Raw genomic sequence first — 21,122 nt, forward strand, 5'->3', positions numbered from 1 at the left:
ACCTCCGGCACCGGTTCCTGACGACCCACTGACCCGAGGGGTAAGACACCGTGGCACTCGACGTGCTGACCGACCTGAAGAAGGTCCGCAACATCGGCATCATGGCCCACATCGATGCCGGCAAGACCACCACCACCGAGCGCATCCTGTACTACACCGGTGTGAACTACAAGATCGGTGAGACGCACGACGGCGCGTCGACGATGGACTGGATGGAGCAGGAGCAGGAGCGCGGCATCACGATCACGTCCGCCGCGACGACGTGCTTCTGGAAGAACAACCAGATCAACATCATCGACACCCCGGGCCACGTGGACTTCACCGTCGAGGTCGAGCGCTCGCTGCGCGTGCTCGACGGCGCGGTCGCCGTCTTCGACGGCAAGGAGGGCGTGGAGCCCCAGTCCGAGACCGTGTGGCGCCAGGCGGACAAGTACGACGTCCCGCGCATCTGCTTCGTCAACAAGATGGACAAGCTGGGTGCGGACTTCTACTTCACCGTCAAGACGATCGTCGAGCGCCTCAAGGCCAAGCCGCTCGTCATCCAGCTCCCGATCGGTTCCGAGAACGACTTCATCGGTGTCGTCGACCTGGTCCAGATGAAGGCCCTCGTCTGGCACGGCGAGACGAAGCTGGGCGAGAAGTACGACGTCGAGGAGATCCCGGCCGAGCTGCAGGAGCGCGCCGAGGAGTACCGCAACGAGCTCGTCGAGGCCGTCGCGGAGGCGGACGAGGAGCTGCTCGAGAAGTACCTCGGCGGCGAGGAGATCACGGTCGACGAGATCAAGGCGGGCATCCGCAAGCTCACCGTCAACTCCGAGGCCTTCCCGGTGCTGTGCGGCTCGGCGTTCAAGAACAAGGGCGTCCAGCCCATGCTCGACGCCGTCATCGACTACCTCCCGTCGCCGCTCGACGTCCCGCCCGTCCAGGGCCACGACGTCAAGGACGAGGAGAAGGTCCTCGAGCGCCATGCCGACGCGTCGGAGCCGTTCTCGGCCCTCGCGTTCAAGGTCGCGACGCACCCGTTCTTCGGCAAGCTCACCTACGTCCGCGTCTACTCGGGCAAGGTCGAGCAGGGCGCCCAGGTCCTCAACACGACCAAGGGCAAGCGCGAGCGCATCGGCAAGCTCTTCCAGATGCACTCGAACAAGGAGAACCCGGTCCCCGAGGCCCAGGCGGGTCACATCTACGCCTTCATCGGCCTCAAGGACGTCACCACGGGCGACACCCTGTGCGACCCGGCCCACCCGATCGTGCTCGAGTCGATGACCTTCCCCGAGCCCGTCATCGACGTCGCGATCGAGCCGAAGACGAAGGCCGACCAGGAGAAGCTCTCGACGGCCATCCAGAAGCTCGCCGAGGAGGACCCGACCTTCCGCGTCAAGCTCGACGAGGAGACGGGCCAGACCGTCATCGGCGGCATGGGCGAGCTCCACCTCGACATCCTCGTGGACCGCATGCGCCGCGAGTTCAAGGTCGAGGCCAACGTCGGCAAGCCGCAGGTCGCGTACCGCGAGACCATCCGCCGCACCGCGGAGAAGGTCGAGTACACGCACAAGAAGCAGACCGGCGGCTCCGGCCAGTTCGCGAAGGTCCAGGTGACCTTCGAGCCGCTGGACACCACGGAGGGCGAGCTCTACGAGTTCGTCAACGAGGTCACCGGTGGTCGCATCCCGCGCGAGTACATCCCGTCGGTGGACGCCGGTATCCAGGCGGCCATGCAGCAGGGTGTCCTCGCCGGCTTCCCGGTCGTGGGCGTCAAGGCGACGCTCATCGACGGCGCGTACCACGACGTGGACTCCTCGGAGATGGCGTTCAAGATCGCCGGCTCCATGGTGTTCAAGGAGGGCATGAAGCGGGCCGACCCGGTCCTGCTCGAGCCCGTGATGGCCGTCGAGGTGCGGACGCCCGAGGAGTACATGGGCGACGTCATCGGCGACCTCAACTCGCGTCGTGGACTCATCCAGTCCATGGAGGACGCGACGGGCGTCAAGGTCGTGCGCGCCCAGGTACCGTTGAGCGAGATGTTCGGGTACATCGGTGACCTGCGTTCGAAGACGCAGGGCCGCGCCGTGTACTCGATGCAGTTCGACAGCTACGCCGAGGTTCCCAAGGCCGTCGCTGACGAGATCATCAAGAAGACCCGGGGCGAGTGAGTCCCCACAGGTCGACGACCAGCACAACCATCAACCTGTAGGAAACCGCAACGCCCCGAGGGTTAGGCTTGATCGGCCGACACTCGCTACGTTCGGAACATCTACCCAAGTCCCAGGAGGACCCCAGTGGCTAAGGCCAAGTTCGAGCGGACCAAGCCGCACGTCAACATCGGCACGATCGGTCACGTCGACCACGGCAAGACGACGCTGACCGCCGCGATCTCGAAGGTGCTCGCCGACACGTACCCGGACCTGCCGGCGAACGTGCAGCGCAACTTCGACGAGATCGACGCCGCGCCGGAGGAGAAGCAGCGCGGCATCACGATCAACATCGCGCACATCGAGTACGAGACGCCGAAGCGGCACTACGCGCACGTCGACGCGCCGGGTCACGCCGACTACATCAAGAACATGATCACGGGTGCGGCGCAGATGGACGGCGCCATCCTCGTGGTCGCGGCCACCGACGGCCCGATGGCCCAGACGCGCGAGCACGTCCTGCTCGCCCGCCAGGTGGGTGTTCCCTACCTGCTGGTCGCGCTGAACAAGGCCGACATGGTCGACGACGAGGAGATCCTCGAGCTCGTCGAGATGGAGGTCCGCGAGCTGCTGTCGTCGCAGGAGTTCGACGGCGACAACGCGCCGGTCGTGCGCGTGTCCGGCCTCAAGGCCCTCGAGGGCGACCCCGAGTGGACCAAGAAGATCCTTGAGCTCATGGAGGCCGTGGACGAGAACGTCCCCGAGCCGGTCCGAGAGCTCGACAAGCCGTTCCTCATGCCGATCGAGGACGTCTTCACGATCACCGGTCGTGGCACCGTCGTCACCGGCAAGGTGGAGCGCGGCACGCTCGACATCAACTCCGAGGTCGAGATCGTCGGCATCCGCCCGCCGCAGAAGACGACGGTCACCGGTATCGAGACGTTCCACAAGCAGATGGACCAGGCCCAGGCCGGCGACAACACCGGTCTGCTCCTGCGCGGCATCAAGCGCGAGGACGTCGAGCGCGGCCAGGTCGTCGTGAAGCCGGGCTCGATCACCCCGCACACGCAGTTCGAGGCGCAGGTCTACATCCTGGGCAAGGACGAGGGCGGCCGTCACAACCCGTTCTACTCGAACTACCGTCCGCAGTTCTACTTCCGGACGACGGACGTCACCGGCGTCATCACGCTGCCCGAGGGCACCGAGATGGTCATGCCGGGCGACAACACCGAGATGACGGTCGAGCTGATCCAGCCGATCGCCATGGAGGAGGGCCTCGGCTTCGCCATCCGCGAGGGTGGCCGCACGGTCGGTTCCGGCCGTGTCACCAAGATCCTCAAGTGATCTCCTGATCACTGCGGACCTCGGGAGCTGAGCTCCGTCCGACACGTCATCGAGGCCCGGGCCCGACAGGGGTCCGGGCCTCGGTGCGTGGGGGACGGGCGAGGTATCCAGGGTCACACGGGCCCCGGCTTGGAATCCCGCGGAACCATGTGGCAAGATGGTCCGGTTGCCTGTCACGGGCGCGTTCTTTCTCGTGTCGAACAGTGTGTAGCACCGCAGCGCGTGCGCCGGCCCCTCGGGCCGCACGCCTGGAGCGGTCCTCCTCCTTGGTTGGGGGAGGCGCGGGGCTTGCTGTCGACACGCACGAGCGCCCCGTGGGACACATGTCTCGGCAGGCTGGACAAACGTCGTGGTCCGCGATGCGGCCCACATCCAACGGCCCCCACCGGGTAGGTGTGCGCGCGCCCGGGTACGTCGCCCAGTGCGACACGCCCGAGCGCGGGGGTCGGACAGTAGCGGTTCGAGAGAGAGAGTCAGACGACGCCATGGCGGGACAGAAGATCCGCATCCGGCTCAAGTCCTACGACCACGAGGTGATCGACAGCTCGGCGCGCAAGATCGTCGACACGGTCACTCGCGCTGGTGCGACGGTCGTGGGCCCGGTGCCGCTGCCGACGGAGAAGAACGTCTTCACCGTCATCCGGTCGCCTCACAAGTACAAGGACAGCCGTGAGCACTTCGAGATGCGCACGCACAAGCGGCTGATCGACATCATCGACCCCACGCCGAAGGCCGTCGACTCGCTGATGCGCATCGACCTGCCGGCCGACGTGAACATCGAGATCAAGCTCTGAGGCTGGAAGAGATCATGACCAACCAGCAGAAGAACGTGACCGCGGTGCTCGGCACCAAGCTCGGCATGACGCAGCTGTGGGACGACGCCGGCCGCCTCGTGCCCGTCACCGTCGTGGCCGTCCCCACCAACGTGGTGACGCAGGTCCGCTCGGCCGACGCCGACGGCTACGCGGCAGTCCAGCTCGCCGCCGGCCAGATCGACCCGCGCAAGGTCACCAAGCCGCTCAAGGGCCACTTCGAGAAGGCCGGCGTGACGCCGCGCCGCCACGTGGCCGAGGTCCGCACCTCCGACGCGACCGAGTACACGCTCGGCCAGGAGATCACCGCCGCCGCCTTCGAGGCGGGCGCCGTGGTCGACGTCGTCGGCACCACCAAGGGCAAGGGCACCGCCGGTGTCATGAAGCGTCACGGCTTCGCCGGCGTGGGTGCCTCGCACGGTGCGCACCGCAACCACCGCAAGCCGGGCTCGATCGGTGGCGCCTCGACGCCGTCGCGCGTGTTCAAGGGCCTGCGCATGGCCGGTCGCATGGGCAACGCCCGCAAGACCGTTCAGAACCTGACCGTCCACGCGGTCGACGCCGAGAAGGGTCTGCTGCTCGTCAAGGGCGCGGTCCCCGGTCCCAAGGGCGGCGTCGTCCTCGTGCGTACCGCTGCGAAGGGTGCGTGACACCAATGGCTAACCAGACCGTCGACGTGCTCGACGCCACGGGCAAGAAGGCCGGCACCGCCGAGCTCCCCGCCGAGGTGTTCGACGTCGTCACCAACGTCCCGCTGATCCACCAGGTGGTCGTCGCGCAGCGCGCCGCGGCCCGCCAGGGCACGCACGCCACCAAGACCCGCGGCGACGTCCGCGGCGGTGGCAAGAAGCCGTACAAGCAGAAGGGCACCGGCCGCGCCCGCCAGGGTTCGACGCGCGCCCCGCAGTTCGCCGGCGGTGGCACCGTCCACGGCCCGCAGCCGCGCAAGTACGACCAGCGCACCCCGAAGAAGATGAAGGCCGCCGCGCTCCGCGGCGCTCTGTCCGACCGCGCCCGCGCCGGTCGCGTGCACGTCGTCGAGGGCTTCGGCCTGGACGGCGCGCCGTCGACCAAGACGGCGGTCGCGACGCTCGAGGCGCTGACCGACCGCACGCACGTGCTCGTGGTGACCGAGCGGACGGACGAGCTGACGATCAAGTCGCTCCGCAACGTCGAGCGGGTCCACCTGCTCCCCGCGGACCAGCTCAACACCTACGACGTGCTCGTCGCCGACGACGTCGTCTTCACGCAGGGCGCGCTCGCCGCGTTCCTGGCCGGCCCGGCCACGGGCAAGTCGGTGAAGGCCGTCGCCACGGAGAGCGAGGCCGTCGAGGCCGAGACCACCGAGGAGGCCACCAAGTGACCGCCGTGACGAAGGACCCGCGCGACATCCTGATCGCGCCGGTCGTCTCCGAGAAGTCCTACAACCTTCTCGACGAGGGCAAGTACACCTTCGTCGTGGACCCGCGGGCCAACAAGACCGAGATCAAGATCGCGGTCGAGCAGGTCTTCGGCGTCAAGGTCGCCTCGGTGAACACGATCAACCGCAAGGGCAAGACGCGCCGCACGCGCTACGGCCTGGGCAAGCGCAAGGACACGAAGCGTGCGGTCGTCACCCTCCGCGAGGGCACGATCGACATCTTCGGCGGTCCGGTCGGCTGAGCCGGACGAGAGCAGATCGAGGACAACTTCCATGGGAATCCGTAAGTACAAGCCGACGACGCCCGGCCGCCGCGGCTCGAGCGTCGCCGACTTCGTCGAGATCACGCGCTCGCAGCCGGAGAAGTCTCTGGTCCGGCCGCTGTCGAAGACGGGTGGCCGGAACAACTCCGGTCGCATCACGACGCGTCACAAGGGCGGCGGGCACAAGCGCGCCTACCGCGTGATCGACTTCCGTCGCCACGACAAGGACGGGGTGCCGGCGAAGGTCGCGCACATCGAGTACGACCCGAACCGCACGGCGCGCATCGCGCTCCTGCACTACGCGGACGGCACGAAGCGCTACATCATCGCGCCGAACAAGCTGTCGCAGGGTGACGTCGTCGAGGCCGGTGCCGGCGCCGACATCAAGCCCGGCAACAACCTGCCGCTGCGCAACATCCCGACCGGTACGGTCATCCACGCCGTCGAGCTGCGTCCCGGCGGCGGCGCGAAGATCGCCCGCTCGGCCGGTTCGTCCGTGCAGCTCGTCGCGAAGGACGGCCCGTACGCCCAGCTGCGCATGCCGTCCGGCGAGATCCGCAACGTCGACCTGCGCTGCCGCGCGACGGTCGGCGAGGTCGGCAACGCCGAGCAGTCGAACATCAACTGGGGCAAGGCCGGCCGCAAGCGCTGGAAGGGCGTCCGCCCGACCGTGCGCGGCGTCGCCATGAACCCGATCGACCACCCGCACGGTGGTGGTGAGGGCAAGACCTCCGGTGGTCGTCACCCGGTCAGCCCGTGGGGCCAGCCCGAGGGCCGCACCCGCCGTCCGAACAAGCCGAGCGACAAGCTGATCGTCCGCCGTCGTCGCACCGGCAAGAAGCGCTGATAAGGAGCCTGACAGATGCCTCGTAGCCTGAAGAAGGGCCCCTTCGTCGACGACCACCTGCAGAAGAAGGTGGACGCCCAGAACGAGAAGGGGACCAAGAACGTCATCAAGACCTGGTCCCGTCGGTCGGTCATCACGCCCGACTTCCTCGGCCACACCTTCGCCGTGCACGACGGCCGCAAGCACGTCCCGGTCTTCGTGACCGAGTCGATGGTCGGCCACAAGCTCGGCGAGTTCGCGCCCACGCGCACTTTCCGCGGCCACGTGAAGGACGACAAGAAGGGCCGTCGCCGCTGAGCGGCGCGGACCTGACGGTCTGAGAAAAGGAAGCAGGACAGCAATGGAAGCCAAGGCGCAGGCGCGGTTCGTCCGTGTCACGCCCCAGAAGGCCCGGCGCGTCGTGGACCTCATCCGTGGCAAGCAGGCCTCCGAGGCCGTCGCGGTGCTGAAGTTCGCGCCGCAGGCGGCGAGCGAGCCCGTCCGCAAGGTCGTGGAGAGCGCCGTCGCGAACGCCCGGGTGAAGGCCGACCGCGCGAGCGAGCGCTTCGACGAGTCGGACTACTTCGTCGCGGAGGCGTACGTGGACGAGGGCCCGACCCTCAAGCGGTTCCGCCCGCGGGCGCAGGGACGTGCGAGCCGGATCCTCAAGCGCACCAGCCACATCACCGTGGTCGTCGCACCGCGTGAGCAGAAGGAAGGGGCCCGATAGTGGGGCAGAAGGTTCACCCGCACGGGTACCGCCTCGGCATCACCACCGACCACCGGTCGCGCTGGTTCGCCGACAGCACCAAGCCCGGTCAGCGGTACCGCGACTACGTCCGCGAGGACGTCCAGATCCGCAAGCTCATGAGCACCGGTCTCGAGCGGGCCGGCATCTCCAAGGTCGAGATCGAGCGCACCCGTGACCGCGTCCGCGTGGACATCCACACGGCGCGCCCGGGCATCGTGATCGGCCGCCGTGGTGCCGAGGCCGACCGCATCCGCGGCGAGCTCGAGAAGCTCACGGGCAAGCAGGTCCAGCTCAACATCCTCGAGGTCAAGAACGCGGAGATCGACGCGCAGCTCGTCGCGCAGGGCATCGCCGAGCAGCTCGCGAGCCGCGTCTCCTTCCGCCGCGCCATGCGCAAGGGCATCCAGTCCGCGCAGCGCGCCGGTGCGAAGGGCATCCGCGTGCAGGTCTCGGGCCGCCTCGGCGGCGCCGAGATGAGCCGTTCGGAGTTCTACCGCGAGGGTCGTGTGCCGCTGCACACGCTGCGCGCGAACATCGACTTCGGCTTCTTCGAGGCCCGCACCACCTTCGGCCGCATCGGCGTGAAGGTGTGGATCTACAAGGGCGACATCACCGAGAAGGAGTTCGCCGCGCAGCAGGCCGCCGCCGCGCCCCGTCAGGGTCGTGGTCGCGGTGGCGAGCGTGGGGAGCGCCGCGGCGGTCGTCGTCCGGAGCGTACCGAGCGTCAGGACCGGCCGGCCGAGGCCGCCGGCTCCGACGCGGCCCCGGCCGAGCAGGCCGCGGCCCCCGAGTCCGGAACGGAGGCCTGAGTCATGCTGATCCCCCGCAGGCTCAAGCACCGCAAGCAGCACCACCCGTCGCGCTCCGGCGCGGCGAAGGGTGGCACCACGATCGCGTTCGGCGAGTACGGCATCCAGGCCCTCGAGCCTGCCTACGTCACGAACCGTCAGATCGAGGCTGCGCGTATCGCGATGACCCGCCACATCAAGCGTGGCGGCAAGGTCTGGATCAACATCTACCCGGACCGTCCTCTGACCAAGAAGCCCGCCGAGACCCGCATGGGTTCCGGCAAGGGCTCGCCCGAGTGGTGGGTCGCCAACGTCAAGCCCGGCCGCATCGTCTTCGAGCTGGCCGGTGTCCCGGAGCCGCTGGCTCGTGAGGCCATGCGCCGCGCGATCCACAAGCTCCCGATGAAGTGCCGTTTCGTGGTGCGCGAGGGTGGTGCGAACTGATGGCAGTCGGAACCAAGGGCCTGGCCCCTGCCGACCTGGACGGCTTCGACGACGAGACGCTCGTCGCGAAGCTCAAGGAGCAGAAGGAAGAGCTCTTCAACCTCCGCTTCCAGGCCGCCACCGGCCAGCTGGAGTCCCACGGCCGGCTCAAGGCCGTGAAGCGCGACATCGCGCGGATCTACACGATCCTCCGCGAGCGCGAGCTCGGCATCCGTACGGCCCCGAGCGTGAGTGAGTGAGGCACCGATGAGCGACAACACGAACACGGCTGCCGGCGTCGAGCAGGCGACCGAGCGCGGCACGCGCAAGGTGCGCCGCGGCTACGTCGTCAGCGACAAGATGGAGAAGACCATCGTCGTCGAGGTCGAGGACCGCGTGAAGCACCCCCTCTACGGCAAGGTCATGCGCCGCACCAACAAGGTGAAGGCGCACGACGAGCAGAACACCGCCGGCATCGGCGACCTGGTCGTCATCATGGAGACCCGCCCGCTGTCCGCGACCAAGCGGTGGCGACTCGTGGAGATCCTCGAGAAGGCCAAGTGACCTTCGGCCGTGGCGGGCCGTGACACACGTATGCGGCCCGCCACGGCGCACACAGCAACTATCCGTTCGGCCAGGCTCGCCCGGTACCCATCGGGACGAGAACCAGCTCGACGACAGGAGATCAATCGATGATCCAGCAGGAGTCGCGACTTCGGGTCGCCGACAACACGGGTGCCAAGGAGATCCTCTGCATCCGCGTTCTCGGTGGGTCGGGTCGCCGCTACGCCGGTATCGGCGACACCATCGTCGCCACCGTCAAGGACGCGATCCCGGGCGGCAACGTGAAGAAGGGCGACGTCGTCAAGGCGGTCGTCGTCCGGACCGCCAAGGAGCGCCGCCGTCCTGACGGTTCCTACATCAAGTTCGACGAGAACGCCGCCGTGATCCTGAAGAACGACGGCGAGCCTCGCGGCACCCGTATCTTCGGCCCGGTCGGCCGTGAGCTGCGCGACAAGCGGTTCATGAAGATCATCTCGCTGGCCCCGGAGGTGCTCTGACCATGGCGAAGATCAAGAAGGGCGACCAGGTGATCGTCATCGCCGGTCGCGACAAGGGCAAGACGGGCCGCGTGCTCGAGGTCCTCACGGACTCCGACCGCGTCGTGGTCGAGGGTGTCCAGCGCGTCACGAAGCACGTCAAGGCCGGCCAGACGGCTCGCGGCACCCGCACGGGTGGCATCGAGACGGTCGAGGCGCCGATCCACGTGTCCAACGTGATGCTGGTCGACCCGGAGACCAAGAAGCCCACGCGCGTCGGTTTCCGCACCGAGCAGGTCGAGCGTGACGGCCGTACCCGCACGGTCCGCGTGCGCTACGCCAAGCGTTCCGGGAAGGACATCTGATGACCGAGACCACTGTCGAGGCCCCGGCCCTGCCGCGCCTCAAGCAGAAGTACCGCGAGGAGATCCTCCCGGCCCTCCGCGAGGAGTTCGGCCACTCGAACGTCCACGAGGTCGCCGGTCTGACGAAGATCGTCGTCAACATGGGTGTCGGTGACGCCGCCAAGGACTCGAAGCTCATCGAGGGCGCGATCCGCGACCTGACCGCGATCACCGGTCAGAAGCCGCAGGTCACCAAGGCCCGCAAGTCCATCGCGCAGTTCAAGCTGCGCGAGGGCATGCCGATCGGTGCGCACGTCACCCTCCGGGGCGACCGCATGTGGGAGTTCCTCGACCGCCTGCTGTCGATCGCGCTGCCGCGCATCCGCGACTTCCGCGGCCTGTCGCCCAAGCAGTTCGACGGCCACGGGAACTACACGTTCGGTCTGACGGAGCAGTCGATGTTCCACGAGATCGACCAGGACAAGATCGATCGCGTCCGCGGCATGGACATCACGATCGTGACGACGGCGACGACCGACGACGAGGGCCGCTCCCTGCTGCGCCGTCTCGGCTTCCCCTTCAAGGAGAACTGACATGGCGAAGAAGGCCCTGATCAACAAGGCGAACGCCAAGCCGAAGTTCGCGGTTCGCGCCTACACCCGGTGCCAGCGGTGCGGCCGCCCGCACTCGGTCTACCGCAAGTTCGGCCTCTGCCGCATCTGCCTGCGGGAGATGGCCCACCGCGGCGAGCTCCCCGGCGTCACCAAGAGCAGCTGGTAAAACAACTACGCCGCAGGTCCGGGCGGTGCACGACGCACCGCCCGGATACCCCGGCGAGGAAGGGCTAGAGCCCAATGACGATGACCGACCCGATCGCAGACATGCTGACGCGTCTGCGCAACGCGAACTCGGCGCACCACGAGACGGTGACCATGCCGTACTCGAAGCTGAAGTCGCACATCGCGGAGATCCTGCAGGCCGAGGGCTACATCGCCGGCTGGAGCGTCGAGGACGCGAAGGTGGGCAAGAACCTCACCCTGACGCTCAAGTACGGCCCGAGCCGCGAGCGCGCCCTGACCGGCGTGCGCCGCATCTCGAAGCCCGGCCTGCGCGTGTACGCGAAGTCCACCAACCTGCCCAAGGTCCTGGGCGGCCTCGGCGTGGCGATCCTGTCCACGTCCTCCGGCCTCCTGACCGACAAGCAGGCCCAGGCCAAGGGCGTCGGCGGGGAAGTCCTCGCCTACGTCTGGTAATCCGGAAAGGAGACACGCCATGTCTCGAATCGGCAAGCTCCCCGTTCCGGTCCCGGCCGGCGTGGACGTCACCATCAGCGGTGCGCTCGTGACGATCAAGGGCCCCAAGGGGACCCTCGAGCACACGGTGCCCGCCCCCATCACGGTCGCGCAGGAGGACGGCACCCTCGTGGTCCGCCGTCCCGACGACGAGCGCTCGTCCCGTGCGCTGCACGGCCTGACCCGTACCCTCCTGGCCAACATCATCACCGGTGTGACCGAGGGCTACGAGAAGAAGCTGGAGATCGTCGGCACCGGTTACCGCGTGACGGCCAAGGGCAGCGACCTCGAGTTCGCCCTCGGCTTCTCGCACCCGGTCACGGTCACCCCGCCGCAGGGCATCGCCTTCACCGTCGAGAGCCCGACGAAGTTCTCGGTGACCGGCATCGACAAGCAGCAGGTCGGCGAGGTCGCAGCGAACATCCGCAAGATCCGCAAGCCCGAGCCCTACAAGGGCAAGGGTGTGCGCTACGCCGGCGAGGTCGTCCGCCGCAAGGTCGGAAAGGCTGGTAAGTGATGGCTCTCAAGGTTCTGGGCAAGGGCAAGGCCGTCGCTCGTCAGCGCCGCCACCTTCGCCTGCGCAAGAAGATCAAGGGCACCGCGGAGCGTCCTCGCCTCGTCGTGACCCGTTCCTCGCGCCACATGGTGGCGCAGGTCGTGGACGACACGGTCGGCAAGACCGTCGCCTCCGCCTCGACCCTCGAGGCCGACCTGCGTGCGTTCGACGGCGACAAGACCGCCAAGGCCCGCCGGGTCGGCGAGCTGGTCGCGGAGCGTGCCAAGGCGGCCGGCGTCGAGTCCGTGGTCTTCGACCGCGGCGGCAACAAGTACCACGGTCGGGTGGCTGCGGTCGCCGACGGCGCCCGCGAAGGCGGTCTGGCGCTGTGATGACCACGTTCGCACGGAAGATGAGGATCCTCTGATGGCTGCAGGGCAGCGCACCGGCGCCCCTCAGGGCGCCAACGAGTCCAAGAACGACGGCCGCCGCTCCAACCGGCGCGACGACCGTCAGGGCGGCCGTCGCGGAGACGCGGCCGCCGAGAAGAACGCCTTCGTCGAGCGCGTGGTGACGATCAACCGCGTCGCCAAGGTCGTCAAGGGCGGTCGCCGCTTCAGCTTCACCGCGCTGGTCGTGGTGGGCGACGGCGACGGCACCGTCGGTGTCGGCTACGGCAAGGCCAAGGAGGTGCCCGCGGCGATCGCCAAGGGTGTCGAGGAGGCGAAGAAGAACTTCTTCCGCGTCCCGCGCATCCAGGGCACCATCCCGCACCCGGTCCAGGGTGAGGAGGCCGCCGGCGTCGTGTTCCTGCGTCCGGCCTCGCCGGGTACCGGTGTGATCGCCGGTGGTCCGGTGCGCGCCGTGCTGGAGTGCGCCGGCATCCACGACGTGCTCAGCAAGTCGCTCGGCTCGTCGAACTCGATCAACATCGTGCACGCGACCGTCGCGGCCCTCAAGGGCCTCGAGGAGCCGGCCGCCGTGGCCGCGCGCCGCGGTCTGCCGCTCGAGGACGTGGCCCCGGCCGCGCTCCTGCGCGCGCAGGCTGCCGGCCTCGCCGACAAGGCGGCCGAGAAGGCCGGCGAGAAGGTGGGTGCGTGATGGCTCGACTGAAGGTCACCCAGGTCAAGTCCGCCATCGGCGGCAAGCAGAACCAGCGCGACACGCTGCGGACCCTCGGCCTCAAGCGGATCGGCGACACCGCCGTGAAGGAGGACCGCCCGGAGATCCGCGGCATGGTCGCCACGGTGGCGCACCTCGTCACCGTCGAGGAGGTCGAGTAACCCATGGTCGACAACGCCGAGCAGAACGACCAGAAGGCGGCGCAGCCGCTGAAGGTCCACCACCTGCGTCCGGCTCCCGGCGCCAAGACCTCCAAGACCCGCGTGGGTCGCGGTGAGGCGTCGAAGGGCAAGACCGCGGGCCGCGGTACCAAGGGTACGAAGGCTCGCAACACGGTCTCGCAGGGCTTCGAGGGTGGGCAGATGCCGCTGCACATGCGGCTGCCCAAGCTTCGCGGCTTCAAGAACCCGTTCCGCGTCGAGTACCAGGTCGTTAACCTGGACAAGCTCGCCGCGCTGTACCCGAAGGGTGGCTCCGTCACCGTCGAGGACCTCGTCGCCAAGGGCGCGGTCCGCAAGGGTCAGCCGGTGAAGGTGCTCGGCACGGGCGAGATCGACGTCAAGCTGGACATCGCGGTCGACGCGGTCTCCGGCTCCGCCAAGGAGAAGATCCTGGCGGCCGGCGGCTCGGTCTCGGAGGACTGACGTCCGCACAGGGCCGGTGGCGCGCACGCGCTGCCGGCCCTGCGTGCTTCCCGGGCCCGTCCGGCACCCGCCGGACGGGCCCCGTCGCCGGACGTGGTCTGGATCACGTCCCGGAGGCACGTAGAATCCGTCACGGTCCGGCCGCACGGCCAGGTGCGGCGACCGCCGGGCAGCGCCCGGTCGGACCGACGACCGCGTCGGCACGGCGCGGACCGCGGGCACCGGCCCGCGGGGCGCGGCGTGCCAGCCTCGTCGGGGTGCCCCGGCGACACGACAACCCGCCTCGGCGGGCCAGGAGGATAGGTGCTCAGCGCATTCGGCCGGGCTTTCCGGACACCGGACCTGCGGCGCAAGCTGCTGTTCACGATCGCGATCATGGCGATCTTCCGCGTGGGGTCGTTCATCCCGACCCCCGGCGTGGACTACGGCAACGTCCAGCAGTGCGTCGCCGGCATGGCGGACAGCACGTCGCTGCTCGGTCTCATCAACGTCTTCAGCGGCGGCGCGCTGCTGCAGCTGTCGATCTTCGCGCTGGGCATCATGCCCTACATCACCGCGAGCATCATCACGCAGCTCCTGCGCGTCGTGATCCCGCGGTTCGAGGCCCTGCACAAGGAGGGCCAGTCGGGTCAGGCGAAGCTGACGCAGTACACGCGCTACCTGACGATCGGTCTCGCGATCCTGCAGTCGACGACGATCATCACGACCGCGCGCTCCGGCCTGCTCTTCCCGGGCTGCGCCGTCGACGTCATCGCGGACGACTCGTTCATGACCGCGCTCCTCATGGTCATCACTATGACGGCGGGCACGGGCCTCGTCATGTGGCTCGGCGAGCTCATCACCGAGCGCGGCGTCGGCAACGGCATGTCGCTCCTCATCTTCACGTCGATCGCCGCGAGCTTCCCGACGGCCCTCTGGTCGATCGCGGGCGGCGCGAACGGCGTCTTCAACTTCGTCGTCATGCTGCTCGTCATCGTCCTGGTCATCGGCCTGGTCGTCTTCGTCGAGCAGTCGCAGCGCCGCATCCCCGTGCAGTACGCCAAGCGCATGGTCGGACGCCGGATGTACGGCGGCAGCAGCACCTACATCCCGATCAAGATCAACATGTCGGGCGTCATCCCGGTCATCTTCGCCGCGTCGATCCTCGCGATCCCGGGCCTCATCGCCCAGTTCGGCGACCAGACGGCCGGCTGGGTCCTGTGGATCTCGCAGAACCTGGCGCTCCAGGACCAGCCGCTGTACATCGCGCTGTACGTCCTGATGATCGTCTTCTTCGCCTTCTTCTACACGTCGATCACGTTCAACCCGGACGAGGTCGCGGACAACATGAAGAAGTACGGGGGCTTCATCCCCGGCATCCGCGCCGGGCGCCCGACGGCCGAGTACCTCGACTACGTGATCACGCGCATCACGTCCGCCGGCTCGCTGTACCTGGCGCTCGTCGCGCTCATCCCGACGCTCGTCCTGGTGATGCTCGGCGTGACGCTGCAGATCCCGTTCGGCGGGACGTCGATCCTCATCATCGTCGGCGTGGGCCTGGAGTTCGTGAAGCAGGTCAACGCCCAGCTCGAACAACGTCACTACGAAGGGTTCCTCCGTTGACCGAGACGACCGGAACGACCGCGGCCGCCCCGACCACCACCCCGACGACGCGCCGGGAGCTCCACGGCACGCCCGGCGCCGAGGCGCGCGTCACCCGGCTGGTGATCATGGGCCCGCAGGGCGCCGGCAAGGGCACGCAGGCGGCACGCCTGGCCGAGCTCTTCGGCATCCCCGCCATCTCCACGGGCGACATCTTCCGCGCCAACATCAAGGAGGGCACCGAGCTCGGGCGCCAGGCGCAGGAGTACTCGGCCAAGGGCGAGCTCGTGCCGGACGAGATCACGGACGCGATGGTCCGCGACCGGCTGTCGGCCGACGACGTCAAGAGCGGGTTCCTGCTCGACGGCTACCCGCGCAACGCGCACCAGGTGGAGGCGCTCGACCAGATCCTGGCCGACATGGGCTGGGAGCTGGACGGCGTCATCGAGCTCACCGCCGACCGCGACGAGCTCCTCGCCCGGATCGCCAAGCGCGCCGAGGTCGAGGGCCGCGAGGACGACACCCCCGAGGCGATCGCGCGTCGTCTTGACATCTACGACGAGCAGACGGCGCCCCTGACCGCGGCGTACGCGGAGCGCGGCCTGCTCGCGCGCGTCGACGGCATCGGCGAGATCGACGAGGTCACCGACCGCATCGTCGAGGCGCTCGCCACGCAGCTGGGCTGAGCGTGTTCTCGCGCGAGCGCATCGAGTACAAGAGCCGCGACCAGGTCCGCGTCATGCGACGCGCGGGCCTGGTCGTGGCCGACGCGCTCGACGCCGTCCGGGCGGCCGCGCGGCCCGGCGCGACGACGGCCGACCTCGACGCGGTCGCGGCGGCGGTCATCGCCGACGCGGGCGCGTCGCCGTCGTTCCTCGGCTACCACGGCTTCCCCGCGACGATCTGCACCTCGGTCAACGAGGAGGTCGTGCACGGCATCCCCGGCCCGCGCGTGCTCGCCGTCGGCGACGTCGTGTCCGTGGACTGCGGCGCGATCGTCGACGGGTGGCACGGCGACTCGGCCGTGAGCTTCGTGCTCGGCCCCGACGGCCCCCTGGCGCCCGACGCCGAGGCGCCCGACCCGCACGACGCCGCGCTGGTGCGCGCGACCGAGGCGGCCATGTGGGCCGGCATCGCCGCGCTCGCGTCCGCGCGCCGGCTCAACGAGGTCGGGGCGGCGGTCGAGGCCGCCGTCGAGCTGGCCGCGGAGTCGGCCGGGCTCGAGCTCGGCATCGTCGAGGAGTACGTCGGCCACGGCATCGGCACCGCGATGCACCAGCCGCCCGACGTCGTGAACTACCGCGTGTCCGACCGCGGGCCGAAGGTCCGTCCCGGGATGTGCCTGGCGATCGAGCCCATGGTGAGCAGGGGAGGGGCCGCGACCCGCGTGCTCGCGGACGACTGGACGGTCGTCACGCAGGACGGCTCGCGGGCCGCCCACTGGGAGCACACGGTCGCGGTGCTCGAGGACGGCGTCGTCGTGCTCACCGCGCGCGACGGCGGTGCCGAGCGGCTCGCCGCGCTCGGCGTCGACGTCGTCGCCCTCTGACCCGCGGTGACCGACGTGCGGTGCCCGTGACGTGCGGTGCCCGTGACGTGCGGTGCCGTGTCGGACCGCACACGGCCCCGGCCGGGGGCCGACTTCCTTTGGTTGCGATCCTGGCGTAGGCTAGTCCGCTGGGTGTAGTCCGTTCGTGCATGCCCGCTCCGGGGTACCGGGGCGCAGGTGGCCGGCGGCAGCACGCGACATCCACGTCCCGACGACGCAGGCCCCGCGGTCCAGGCTGCGGGGGTCGACGCGGCGTGGGAGCAGTCAAGACGAGAGTTAGCGGAGGACATGGCAAAGAAGGACGGTGTCATCGAGATCGAGGGCAGCGTGATCGAGGCTCTCCCGAACGCGATGTTCCGCGTCGAGCTGGCCAACGGTCACAAGGTCCTCGCGCACATCTCGGGCAAGATGCGGCAGCACTACATCCGGATCCTCCCCGAGGACCGGGTCGTGGTGGAGCTGAGCCCGTACGACCTGTCCCGTGGCCGGATCGTCTACCGCTACAAGTAGTCGTCATCCCCCCACCCGATCGACATCGCCGCCGACGCGGCCGGGCCTGCCCGGTCCGCCGAGGAGGCGGCGGAGGAACTCTGATGAAGGTCAAGCCGAGCGTCAAGAAGATCTGCGACAAGTGCAAGGTGATCCGTCGGCACGGTCGCGTCATGGTGATCTGCGAGAACCTGCGCCACAAGCAGCGCCAGGGCTGATCGCACCGATCGCCTGCGGTCCGCCTCGCTGAGGCGGCCGCGCACAGCGCACCACCACGAACCCGACCGGCCACGGCAGCAGCCGCGGCGGGCGGGGGAACCCTCGGTCCAGGGGCCGGGGCCCGCGGTCCTCGCGGGAGGGTGGTGCGGGAGACCTCTGGACGAAGTACAGGAGCCGGAAGGCACATGGCACGTCTTGTCGGCGTCGACCTCCCCCGCGAGAAGCGGCTCGAGGTTGCGCTCACCTACATCTACGGCGTCGGCCGTACCCGCGCCCAGCAGACGCTGGCCGCCACCGGGATCAGCCCGGACCTGCGCGTGAAGGACCTCGGCGACGCCGAGCTCGTCGCGCTCCGCGACTACCTCGAGGGCAACTTCAAGCTCGAGGGTGACCTCCGCCGCGAGGTCGCTGCCGACATCCGCCGCAAGGTCGAGATCGGCACCTACCAGGGTCTGCGCCACCGTCGCGGACTGCCGGTGCGCGGTCAGCGCACCAAGACCAACGCGCGCACCCGCAAGGGTCCGAAGCGCACCGTCGCGGGCAAGAAGAAGGCCCGCTGACGTCAGCAGTCCGGGCAGCGGGCCGCTAGCCGCCCGCTCCGGTCCGACGACCTCAGTACCCAGGAGAGAACGCACACATGCCTCCCAAGACTCGCGCCACCGCCGGCTCGCGCAAGCCGCGCCGCAAGGACAAGAAGAACGTCCCGGTCGGCCAGGCCCACATCAAGAGCACCTTCAACAACACGATCGTCTCGATCACCGACCCGTCGGGCGCCGTGATCTCGTGGGCGTCCGCCGGCCACGTCGGCTTCAAGGGCTCCCGCAAGTCCACGCCGTTCGCCGCGCAGCTGGCCGCCGAGTCGGCCGCCCGCCGCGCCCAGGAGCACGGCGTCAAGAAGGTCGACGTCTTCGTCAAGGGCCCGGGCTCCGGTCGTGAGACCGCGATCCGCTCCCTCCAGGCGACCGGCCTCGAGGTCGGCTCGATCCAGGACGTCACGCCCCAGGCGCACAACGGCTGCCGTCCCCCGAAGCGCCGCCGCGTCTGACCCTCGACCGGCCGGGCCGTCACCGACGGCTCGGCTGGCCATGCCTGCCCGGGACGGGTGGACCGAGTCCCGCCCGGGACGCGAGTGATCGCGGATCCGTGATGCGTCATATGGCGGACGCACACTGAAAGGACAACCACAGTGCTGATCGCACAGCGCCCCACCCTGACCGAAGAGGTCATCTCGGAGCACCGTTCGCGCTTCTCCATCGAGCCGCTCGAGCCGGGCTTCGGCTACACGCTCGGCAACTCGCTGCGCCGGACGCTGCTGTCGTCGATCCCCGGCGCGGCCGTCACCTCCATCCGCATCGACGGAGTGCTCCACGAGTTCTCCACCGTGCCGGGTGTCAAGGAGGACGTCACCGAGATCATCCTCAACATCAAGAACATCGTCGTCTCGTCCGAGAACGACGAGCCGGTCGTGATGTACCTGCGCAAGCAGGGTGCGGGCGTCGTCACCGCGGCGGACATCGTGCCGCCCGCCGGCGTCGAGGTGCACAACCCCGACCTGCACATCGCCACGCTCAACGACAAGGGCAAGCTCGAGATCGAGCTGACCGTCGAGCGCGGCCGTGGCTACGTCTCCGCCGCGCAGAACAAGTCCGCCGAGGCCGAGATCGGCCGCATCCCGGTGGACTCGATCTACTCGCCGGTCCTCAAGGTCACGTACAAGGTCGAGGCCACCCGTGTCGAGCAGCGCACGGACTTCGACAAGCTGATCGTCGACGTCGAGACGAAGGCGGCCATCTCGCCGCGCGACGCTCTCGCCTCCGCCGGCAAGACGCTCGTCGAGCTCTTCGGCCTCGCCCGCGAGCTGAACGTCGAGGCCGAGGGCATCGAGATCGGCCCGTCGCCGACGGACTCCGCGCTCGCCGCGGACCTGGCGCTGCCGATCGAGGAGCTCAACCTCACCATCCGGTCGTACAACTGCCTCAAGCGCGAGGGCATCCACCAGGTCGGTGAGCTCGTCGCGCGCAGCGAGGCGGACCTGCTCGACATCCGCAACTTCGGCGCGAAGTCCATCAACGAGGTCAAGGAGAAGCTCGCCGAGCTCGGCCTGTCCCTCAAGGACTCCCCGCTGGACTTCGACCCGTCCGGCGCCGCGTACTACGGCGGCGGCGACGACGAGGCCGCGTACACCGACGAGCAGCAGTACTGACGGGTAACCACACCCTCAAGGAGAACCTGACATGCCTACCCCCACCAAGGGTCCGCGGCTCGGCGGTGGCCCGGCTCACGAGCGCCTGATCCTCGCGAACCTGTCCACGGCGCTCTTCGAGCACGGCCGCATCACGACCACGGAGACGAAGGCCAAGCGCCTGCGCCCCCTGGCCGAGCGCCTCATCACGTTCGCGAAGCGCGGCGACCTGCACGCGCGTCGTCGCGTGCTGACCGTCGTGCGCGACAAGTCCGTCGTGCACACGCTGTTCACCGAGATCGCCCCGGCCATGGCCGAGCGCAACGGTGGCTACACGCGCATCACGAAGGTCGGCAACCGCAAGGGCGACAACGCGCCCATGGCGGTCATCGAGCTCGTGACCGAGCCGGTGAGCCCGAAGCAGGCCGTCGTCAAGGAGGCCACGAAGGCCACCGAGAAGGCTGCGAAGAAGGGCTCGAAGAAGGACGCCGAGACGGCGGCCCCGGTCGAGGAGACCGAGGAGACCACGGCCGCCGAGGCGGAGGCCACCGAGGCCCCCGCCGAGGAGACCGCCGCCCCGGCCGAGGCCGAGGCGACCGAGGCTCCGGCCGAGGAGACCGCCGCCGAGGAGACCGAGGAGAAGAAGGAGGCCTGAGCCTCCCGCTTCCCCCGGCGCCACGCCGCACGAGGGCCCCGCACCACCACCGGTGGAGCGGGGCCCTCGCGCGCTGTCTACCGTGGTTCCCATGACGCTCGCTCGCCCGGTACCGGTCGTGCTCGTGCACGGCTCCCGCACCTCGCGCACCATGTGGCGCCGCCAGCTCGAGGCGCTCGACGCCGCGGGCGTGCCGGTCGAGGCGATCGAGCTGCCCGGGCACGGTGCGCGGCGCGGCGAGCCGTTCACCCTCGACGGCGCGGTCGAGGCCGTGCACGACGGCGTGCGCCGCGCGGGCGGCAGGGCCCTCGTCGTCGGGCTCTCGCTCGGGGGCTACCTCGCGATCGAGCACCGCGCGCGGTACCCGCACGAGTCCGCGGGGCTCGTCGCGGCGTCGTGCTCGACGTCGCCGGCGTCGCGGCTGCGCGCCGCCTGGCTGCTGCTCGCGCGGTGGATCGAGAGCTGGCCCGACAGCGGCGAGCGCCTCAACGACGCCTTCGTGGCCCGCATGCTCACGGCCGAGGCCGCCCGCGACGCCGGTGCGGGCGGGTTCGCGCTCGACGTCATGTCCGCCGTCCTTCAGGAGGTCGGGCTCACGGACCCGCGGACCGCGCTCGCCGCGGCCGGCAGCCCGGTGTGGATCGTCAACGGGCGCTACGACCACTTCCGCGGTCACGAGCGGTCGATGCTGCGCGCGGCCCGCTCGAGCGGCGCCGAGGCGCACCTCGTCGTCGTGCCGCACGCACGGCA

At 69.3% G+C, this 21,122-nt stretch carries 32 protein-coding genes and 1 pseudogene; all 33 read left to right on the top strand.

Features of this window, described 5'->3' with window-relative positions; all coding sequences use genetic code 11:
* Window positions 1-50 precede the first annotated feature (50 nt).
* The gene (fusA, locus tag ISOVA_RS03290) at window positions 51-2,153 is read left to right on the top strand and encodes an elongation factor G (RefSeq protein ID WP_013837835.1); all 2,103 of its coding nucleotides are present in this window, start codon (window positions 51-53) and stop codon (window positions 2,151-2,153) included.
* Window positions 2,154-2,279: 126 nt separating this feature from the next.
* Window positions 2,280-3,476, top strand: a complete 1,197-nt coding sequence (gene tuf / locus ISOVA_RS03295; RefSeq protein WP_013837836.1) for an elongation factor Tu — start codon at window positions 2,280-2,282, stop codon at window positions 3,474-3,476.
* A 485-nt stretch (window positions 3,477-3,961) separates the two neighbouring features.
* A complete protein-coding gene (gene rpsJ, locus ISOVA_RS03300) occupies window positions 3,962-4,270 on the top strand; it encodes a 30S ribosomal protein S10 (protein ID WP_013837837.1) in 309 nt (102 codons plus the stop codon).
* Window positions 4,271-4,284: 14 nt separating this feature from the next.
* Window positions 4,285-4,938, top strand: coding sequence for a 50S ribosomal protein L3 (rplC, locus tag ISOVA_RS03305; protein WP_013837838.1), 654 nt, complete (start codon window positions 4,285-4,287; stop codon window positions 4,936-4,938).
* Window positions 4,939-4,943: 5 nt separating this feature from the next.
* Window positions 4,944-5,651: a 50S ribosomal protein L4 gene (rplD, locus tag ISOVA_RS03310; protein WP_013837839.1), complete on the top strand. Its 708-nt coding sequence runs from the start codon at window positions 4,944-4,946 to the stop codon at window positions 5,649-5,651.
* On the top strand, window positions 5,648-5,950 hold the full coding sequence (gene rplW / locus ISOVA_RS03315) for a 50S ribosomal protein L23 (RefSeq protein WP_013837840.1): 303 nt from the start codon (window positions 5,648-5,650) through the stop codon (window positions 5,948-5,950). The genes rplD and rplW overlap by 4 nt, the downstream gene beginning before the upstream one ends.
* Before the next feature lie 31 nt (window positions 5,951-5,981).
* On the top strand, window positions 5,982-6,818 hold the full coding sequence (gene rplB, locus ISOVA_RS03320; protein ID WP_013837841.1) for a 50S ribosomal protein L2: 837 nt from the start codon (window positions 5,982-5,984) through the stop codon (window positions 6,816-6,818).
* A gap of 15 nt (window positions 6,819-6,833) precedes the next feature.
* Entirely contained in the window at window positions 6,834-7,115 is a 282-nt protein-coding gene (gene rpsS, locus ISOVA_RS03325) for a 30S ribosomal protein S19 (RefSeq protein WP_013837842.1), read from the top strand.
* Window positions 7,116-7,158: 43 nt separating this feature from the next.
* Complete coding sequence (gene rplV / locus ISOVA_RS03330) at window positions 7,159-7,527, top strand: 50S ribosomal protein L22 (RefSeq protein ID WP_013837843.1); 369 nt, start codon at window positions 7,159-7,161, stop codon at window positions 7,525-7,527.
* Window positions 7,527-8,357, top strand: coding sequence for a 30S ribosomal protein S3 (gene rpsC / locus ISOVA_RS03335; protein WP_013837844.1), 831 nt, complete (start codon window positions 7,527-7,529; stop codon window positions 8,355-8,357). The genes rplV and rpsC overlap by 1 nt, the downstream gene beginning before the upstream one ends.
* A 3-nt stretch (window positions 8,358-8,360) precedes the next feature.
* Complete coding sequence (gene rplP / locus ISOVA_RS03340; protein ID WP_013837845.1) at window positions 8,361-8,780, top strand: 50S ribosomal protein L16; 420 nt, start codon at window positions 8,361-8,363, stop codon at window positions 8,778-8,780.
* Window positions 8,780-9,019 carry a 50S ribosomal protein L29 gene (gene rpmC, locus ISOVA_RS03345; protein ID WP_013837846.1) on the top strand — a complete coding sequence of 80 codons (240 nt, stop codon included), beginning with the start codon at window positions 8,780-8,782 and terminating at the stop codon, window positions 9,017-9,019. Before rplP ends, rpmC begins: the two co-directional genes overlap by 1 nt.
* A gap of 7 nt (window positions 9,020-9,026) precedes the next feature.
* Window positions 9,027-9,323 carry a 30S ribosomal protein S17 gene (rpsQ, locus tag ISOVA_RS03350; protein ID WP_013837847.1) on the top strand — a complete coding sequence of 99 codons (297 nt, stop codon included), beginning with the start codon at window positions 9,027-9,029 and terminating at the stop codon, window positions 9,321-9,323.
* A 128-nt stretch (window positions 9,324-9,451) separates the two neighbouring features.
* A complete protein-coding gene (gene rplN / locus ISOVA_RS03355; RefSeq protein ID WP_013837848.1) occupies window positions 9,452-9,820 on the top strand; it encodes a 50S ribosomal protein L14 in 369 nt (122 codons plus the stop codon).
* A gap of 2 nt (window positions 9,821-9,822) precedes the next feature.
* The gene (rplX, locus tag ISOVA_RS03360; RefSeq protein WP_013837849.1) at window positions 9,823-10,164 is read left to right on the top strand and encodes a 50S ribosomal protein L24; all 342 of its coding nucleotides are present in this window, start codon (window positions 9,823-9,825) and stop codon (window positions 10,162-10,164) included.
* Window positions 10,164-10,736 carry a 50S ribosomal protein L5 gene (gene rplE, locus ISOVA_RS03365; protein WP_013837850.1) on the top strand — a complete coding sequence of 191 codons (573 nt, stop codon included), beginning with the start codon at window positions 10,164-10,166 and terminating at the stop codon, window positions 10,734-10,736. Before rplX ends, rplE begins: the two co-directional genes overlap by 1 nt.
* Window position 10,737: 1 nt before the next feature.
* Window positions 10,738-10,923: a type Z 30S ribosomal protein S14 gene (locus tag ISOVA_RS03370; RefSeq protein WP_013837851.1), complete on the top strand. Its 186-nt coding sequence runs from the start codon at window positions 10,738-10,740 to the stop codon at window positions 10,921-10,923.
* A gap of 74 nt (window positions 10,924-10,997) precedes the next feature.
* The gene (gene rpsH / locus ISOVA_RS03375) at window positions 10,998-11,396 is read left to right on the top strand and encodes a 30S ribosomal protein S8 (protein WP_041294762.1); all 399 of its coding nucleotides are present in this window, start codon (window positions 10,998-11,000) and stop codon (window positions 11,394-11,396) included.
* A gap of 19 nt (window positions 11,397-11,415) precedes the next feature.
* On the top strand, window positions 11,416-11,952 hold the full coding sequence (gene rplF, locus ISOVA_RS03380) for a 50S ribosomal protein L6 (protein ID WP_013837853.1): 537 nt from the start codon (window positions 11,416-11,418) through the stop codon (window positions 11,950-11,952).
* Window positions 11,952-12,323 (top strand): 50S ribosomal protein L18, encoded by a 372-nt coding sequence (rplR, locus tag ISOVA_RS03385; RefSeq protein WP_013837854.1) that lies wholly within the window; start codon window positions 11,952-11,954, stop codon window positions 12,321-12,323. Before rplF ends, rplR begins: the two co-directional genes overlap by 1 nt.
* Window positions 12,324-12,357: 34 nt before the next feature.
* Window positions 12,358-13,032, top strand: coding sequence for a 30S ribosomal protein S5 (gene rpsE, locus ISOVA_RS03390; protein WP_013837855.1), 675 nt, complete (start codon window positions 12,358-12,360; stop codon window positions 13,030-13,032).
* Window positions 13,032-13,214, top strand: a complete 183-nt coding sequence (gene rpmD, locus ISOVA_RS03395; RefSeq protein ID WP_013837856.1) for a 50S ribosomal protein L30 — start codon at window positions 13,032-13,034, stop codon at window positions 13,212-13,214. The genes rpsE and rpmD overlap by 1 nt, the downstream gene beginning before the upstream one ends.
* A gap of 3 nt (window positions 13,215-13,217) precedes the next feature.
* Window positions 13,218-13,697, top strand: coding sequence for a 50S ribosomal protein L15 (gene rplO / locus ISOVA_RS03400; protein WP_013837857.1), 480 nt, complete (start codon window positions 13,218-13,220; stop codon window positions 13,695-13,697).
* 303 nt (window positions 13,698-14,000) lie between these two features.
* Window positions 14,001-15,299 carry a preprotein translocase subunit SecY gene (gene secY / locus ISOVA_RS03405; protein WP_013837858.1) on the top strand — a complete coding sequence of 433 codons (1,299 nt, stop codon included), beginning with the start codon at window positions 14,001-14,003 and terminating at the stop codon, window positions 15,297-15,299.
* Between the two features lie 107 nt (window positions 15,300-15,406).
* A complete protein-coding gene (locus ISOVA_RS03410; protein WP_041295091.1) occupies window positions 15,407-15,964 on the top strand; it encodes an adenylate kinase in 558 nt (185 codons plus the stop codon).
* Between the two features lie 2 nt (window positions 15,965-15,966).
* Complete coding sequence (gene map, locus ISOVA_RS03415; protein WP_013837860.1) at window positions 15,967-16,827, top strand: type I methionyl aminopeptidase; 861 nt, start codon at window positions 15,967-15,969, stop codon at window positions 16,825-16,827.
* A 288-nt stretch (window positions 16,828-17,115) separates the two neighbouring features.
* Complete coding sequence (gene infA / locus ISOVA_RS03420; protein WP_012877432.1) at window positions 17,116-17,337, top strand: translation initiation factor IF-1; 222 nt, start codon at window positions 17,116-17,118, stop codon at window positions 17,335-17,337.
* Between the two features lie 83 nt (window positions 17,338-17,420).
* Window positions 17,421-17,534, top strand: coding sequence for a 50S ribosomal protein L36 (gene rpmJ / locus ISOVA_RS03425; protein WP_009740505.1), 114 nt, complete (start codon window positions 17,421-17,423; stop codon window positions 17,532-17,534).
* A gap of 186 nt (window positions 17,535-17,720) precedes the next feature.
* On the top strand, window positions 17,721-18,095 hold the full coding sequence (gene rpsM, locus ISOVA_RS03430; RefSeq protein ID WP_013837861.1) for a 30S ribosomal protein S13: 375 nt from the start codon (window positions 17,721-17,723) through the stop codon (window positions 18,093-18,095).
* 77 nt (window positions 18,096-18,172) lie between these two features.
* Window positions 18,173-18,580 (top strand): 30S ribosomal protein S11, encoded by a 408-nt coding sequence (rpsK, locus tag ISOVA_RS03435; RefSeq protein WP_013837862.1) that lies wholly within the window; start codon window positions 18,173-18,175, stop codon window positions 18,578-18,580.
* Between the two features lie 141 nt (window positions 18,581-18,721).
* Window positions 18,722-19,738, top strand: a complete 1,017-nt coding sequence (locus ISOVA_RS03440; protein ID WP_013837863.1) for a DNA-directed RNA polymerase subunit alpha — start codon at window positions 18,722-18,724, stop codon at window positions 19,736-19,738.
* 31 nt (window positions 19,739-19,769) lie between these two features.
* On the top strand, window positions 19,770-20,372 hold the full coding sequence (rplQ, locus tag ISOVA_RS03445; protein WP_013837864.1) for a 50S ribosomal protein L17: 603 nt from the start codon (window positions 19,770-19,772) through the stop codon (window positions 20,370-20,372).
* A 151-nt stretch (window positions 20,373-20,523) separates the two neighbouring features.
* Window positions 20,524-21,099: pseudogene (locus ISOVA_RS17150) on the top strand (alpha/beta fold hydrolase); the annotation flags it as partial.
* Window positions 21,100-21,122: the final 23 nt, after the last annotated feature.

The organism is Isoptericola variabilis 225 (assembly GCF_000215105.1).
Lineage (GTDB): Bacteria > Actinomycetota > Actinomycetes > Actinomycetales > Cellulomonadaceae > Isoptericola > Isoptericola variabilis_A.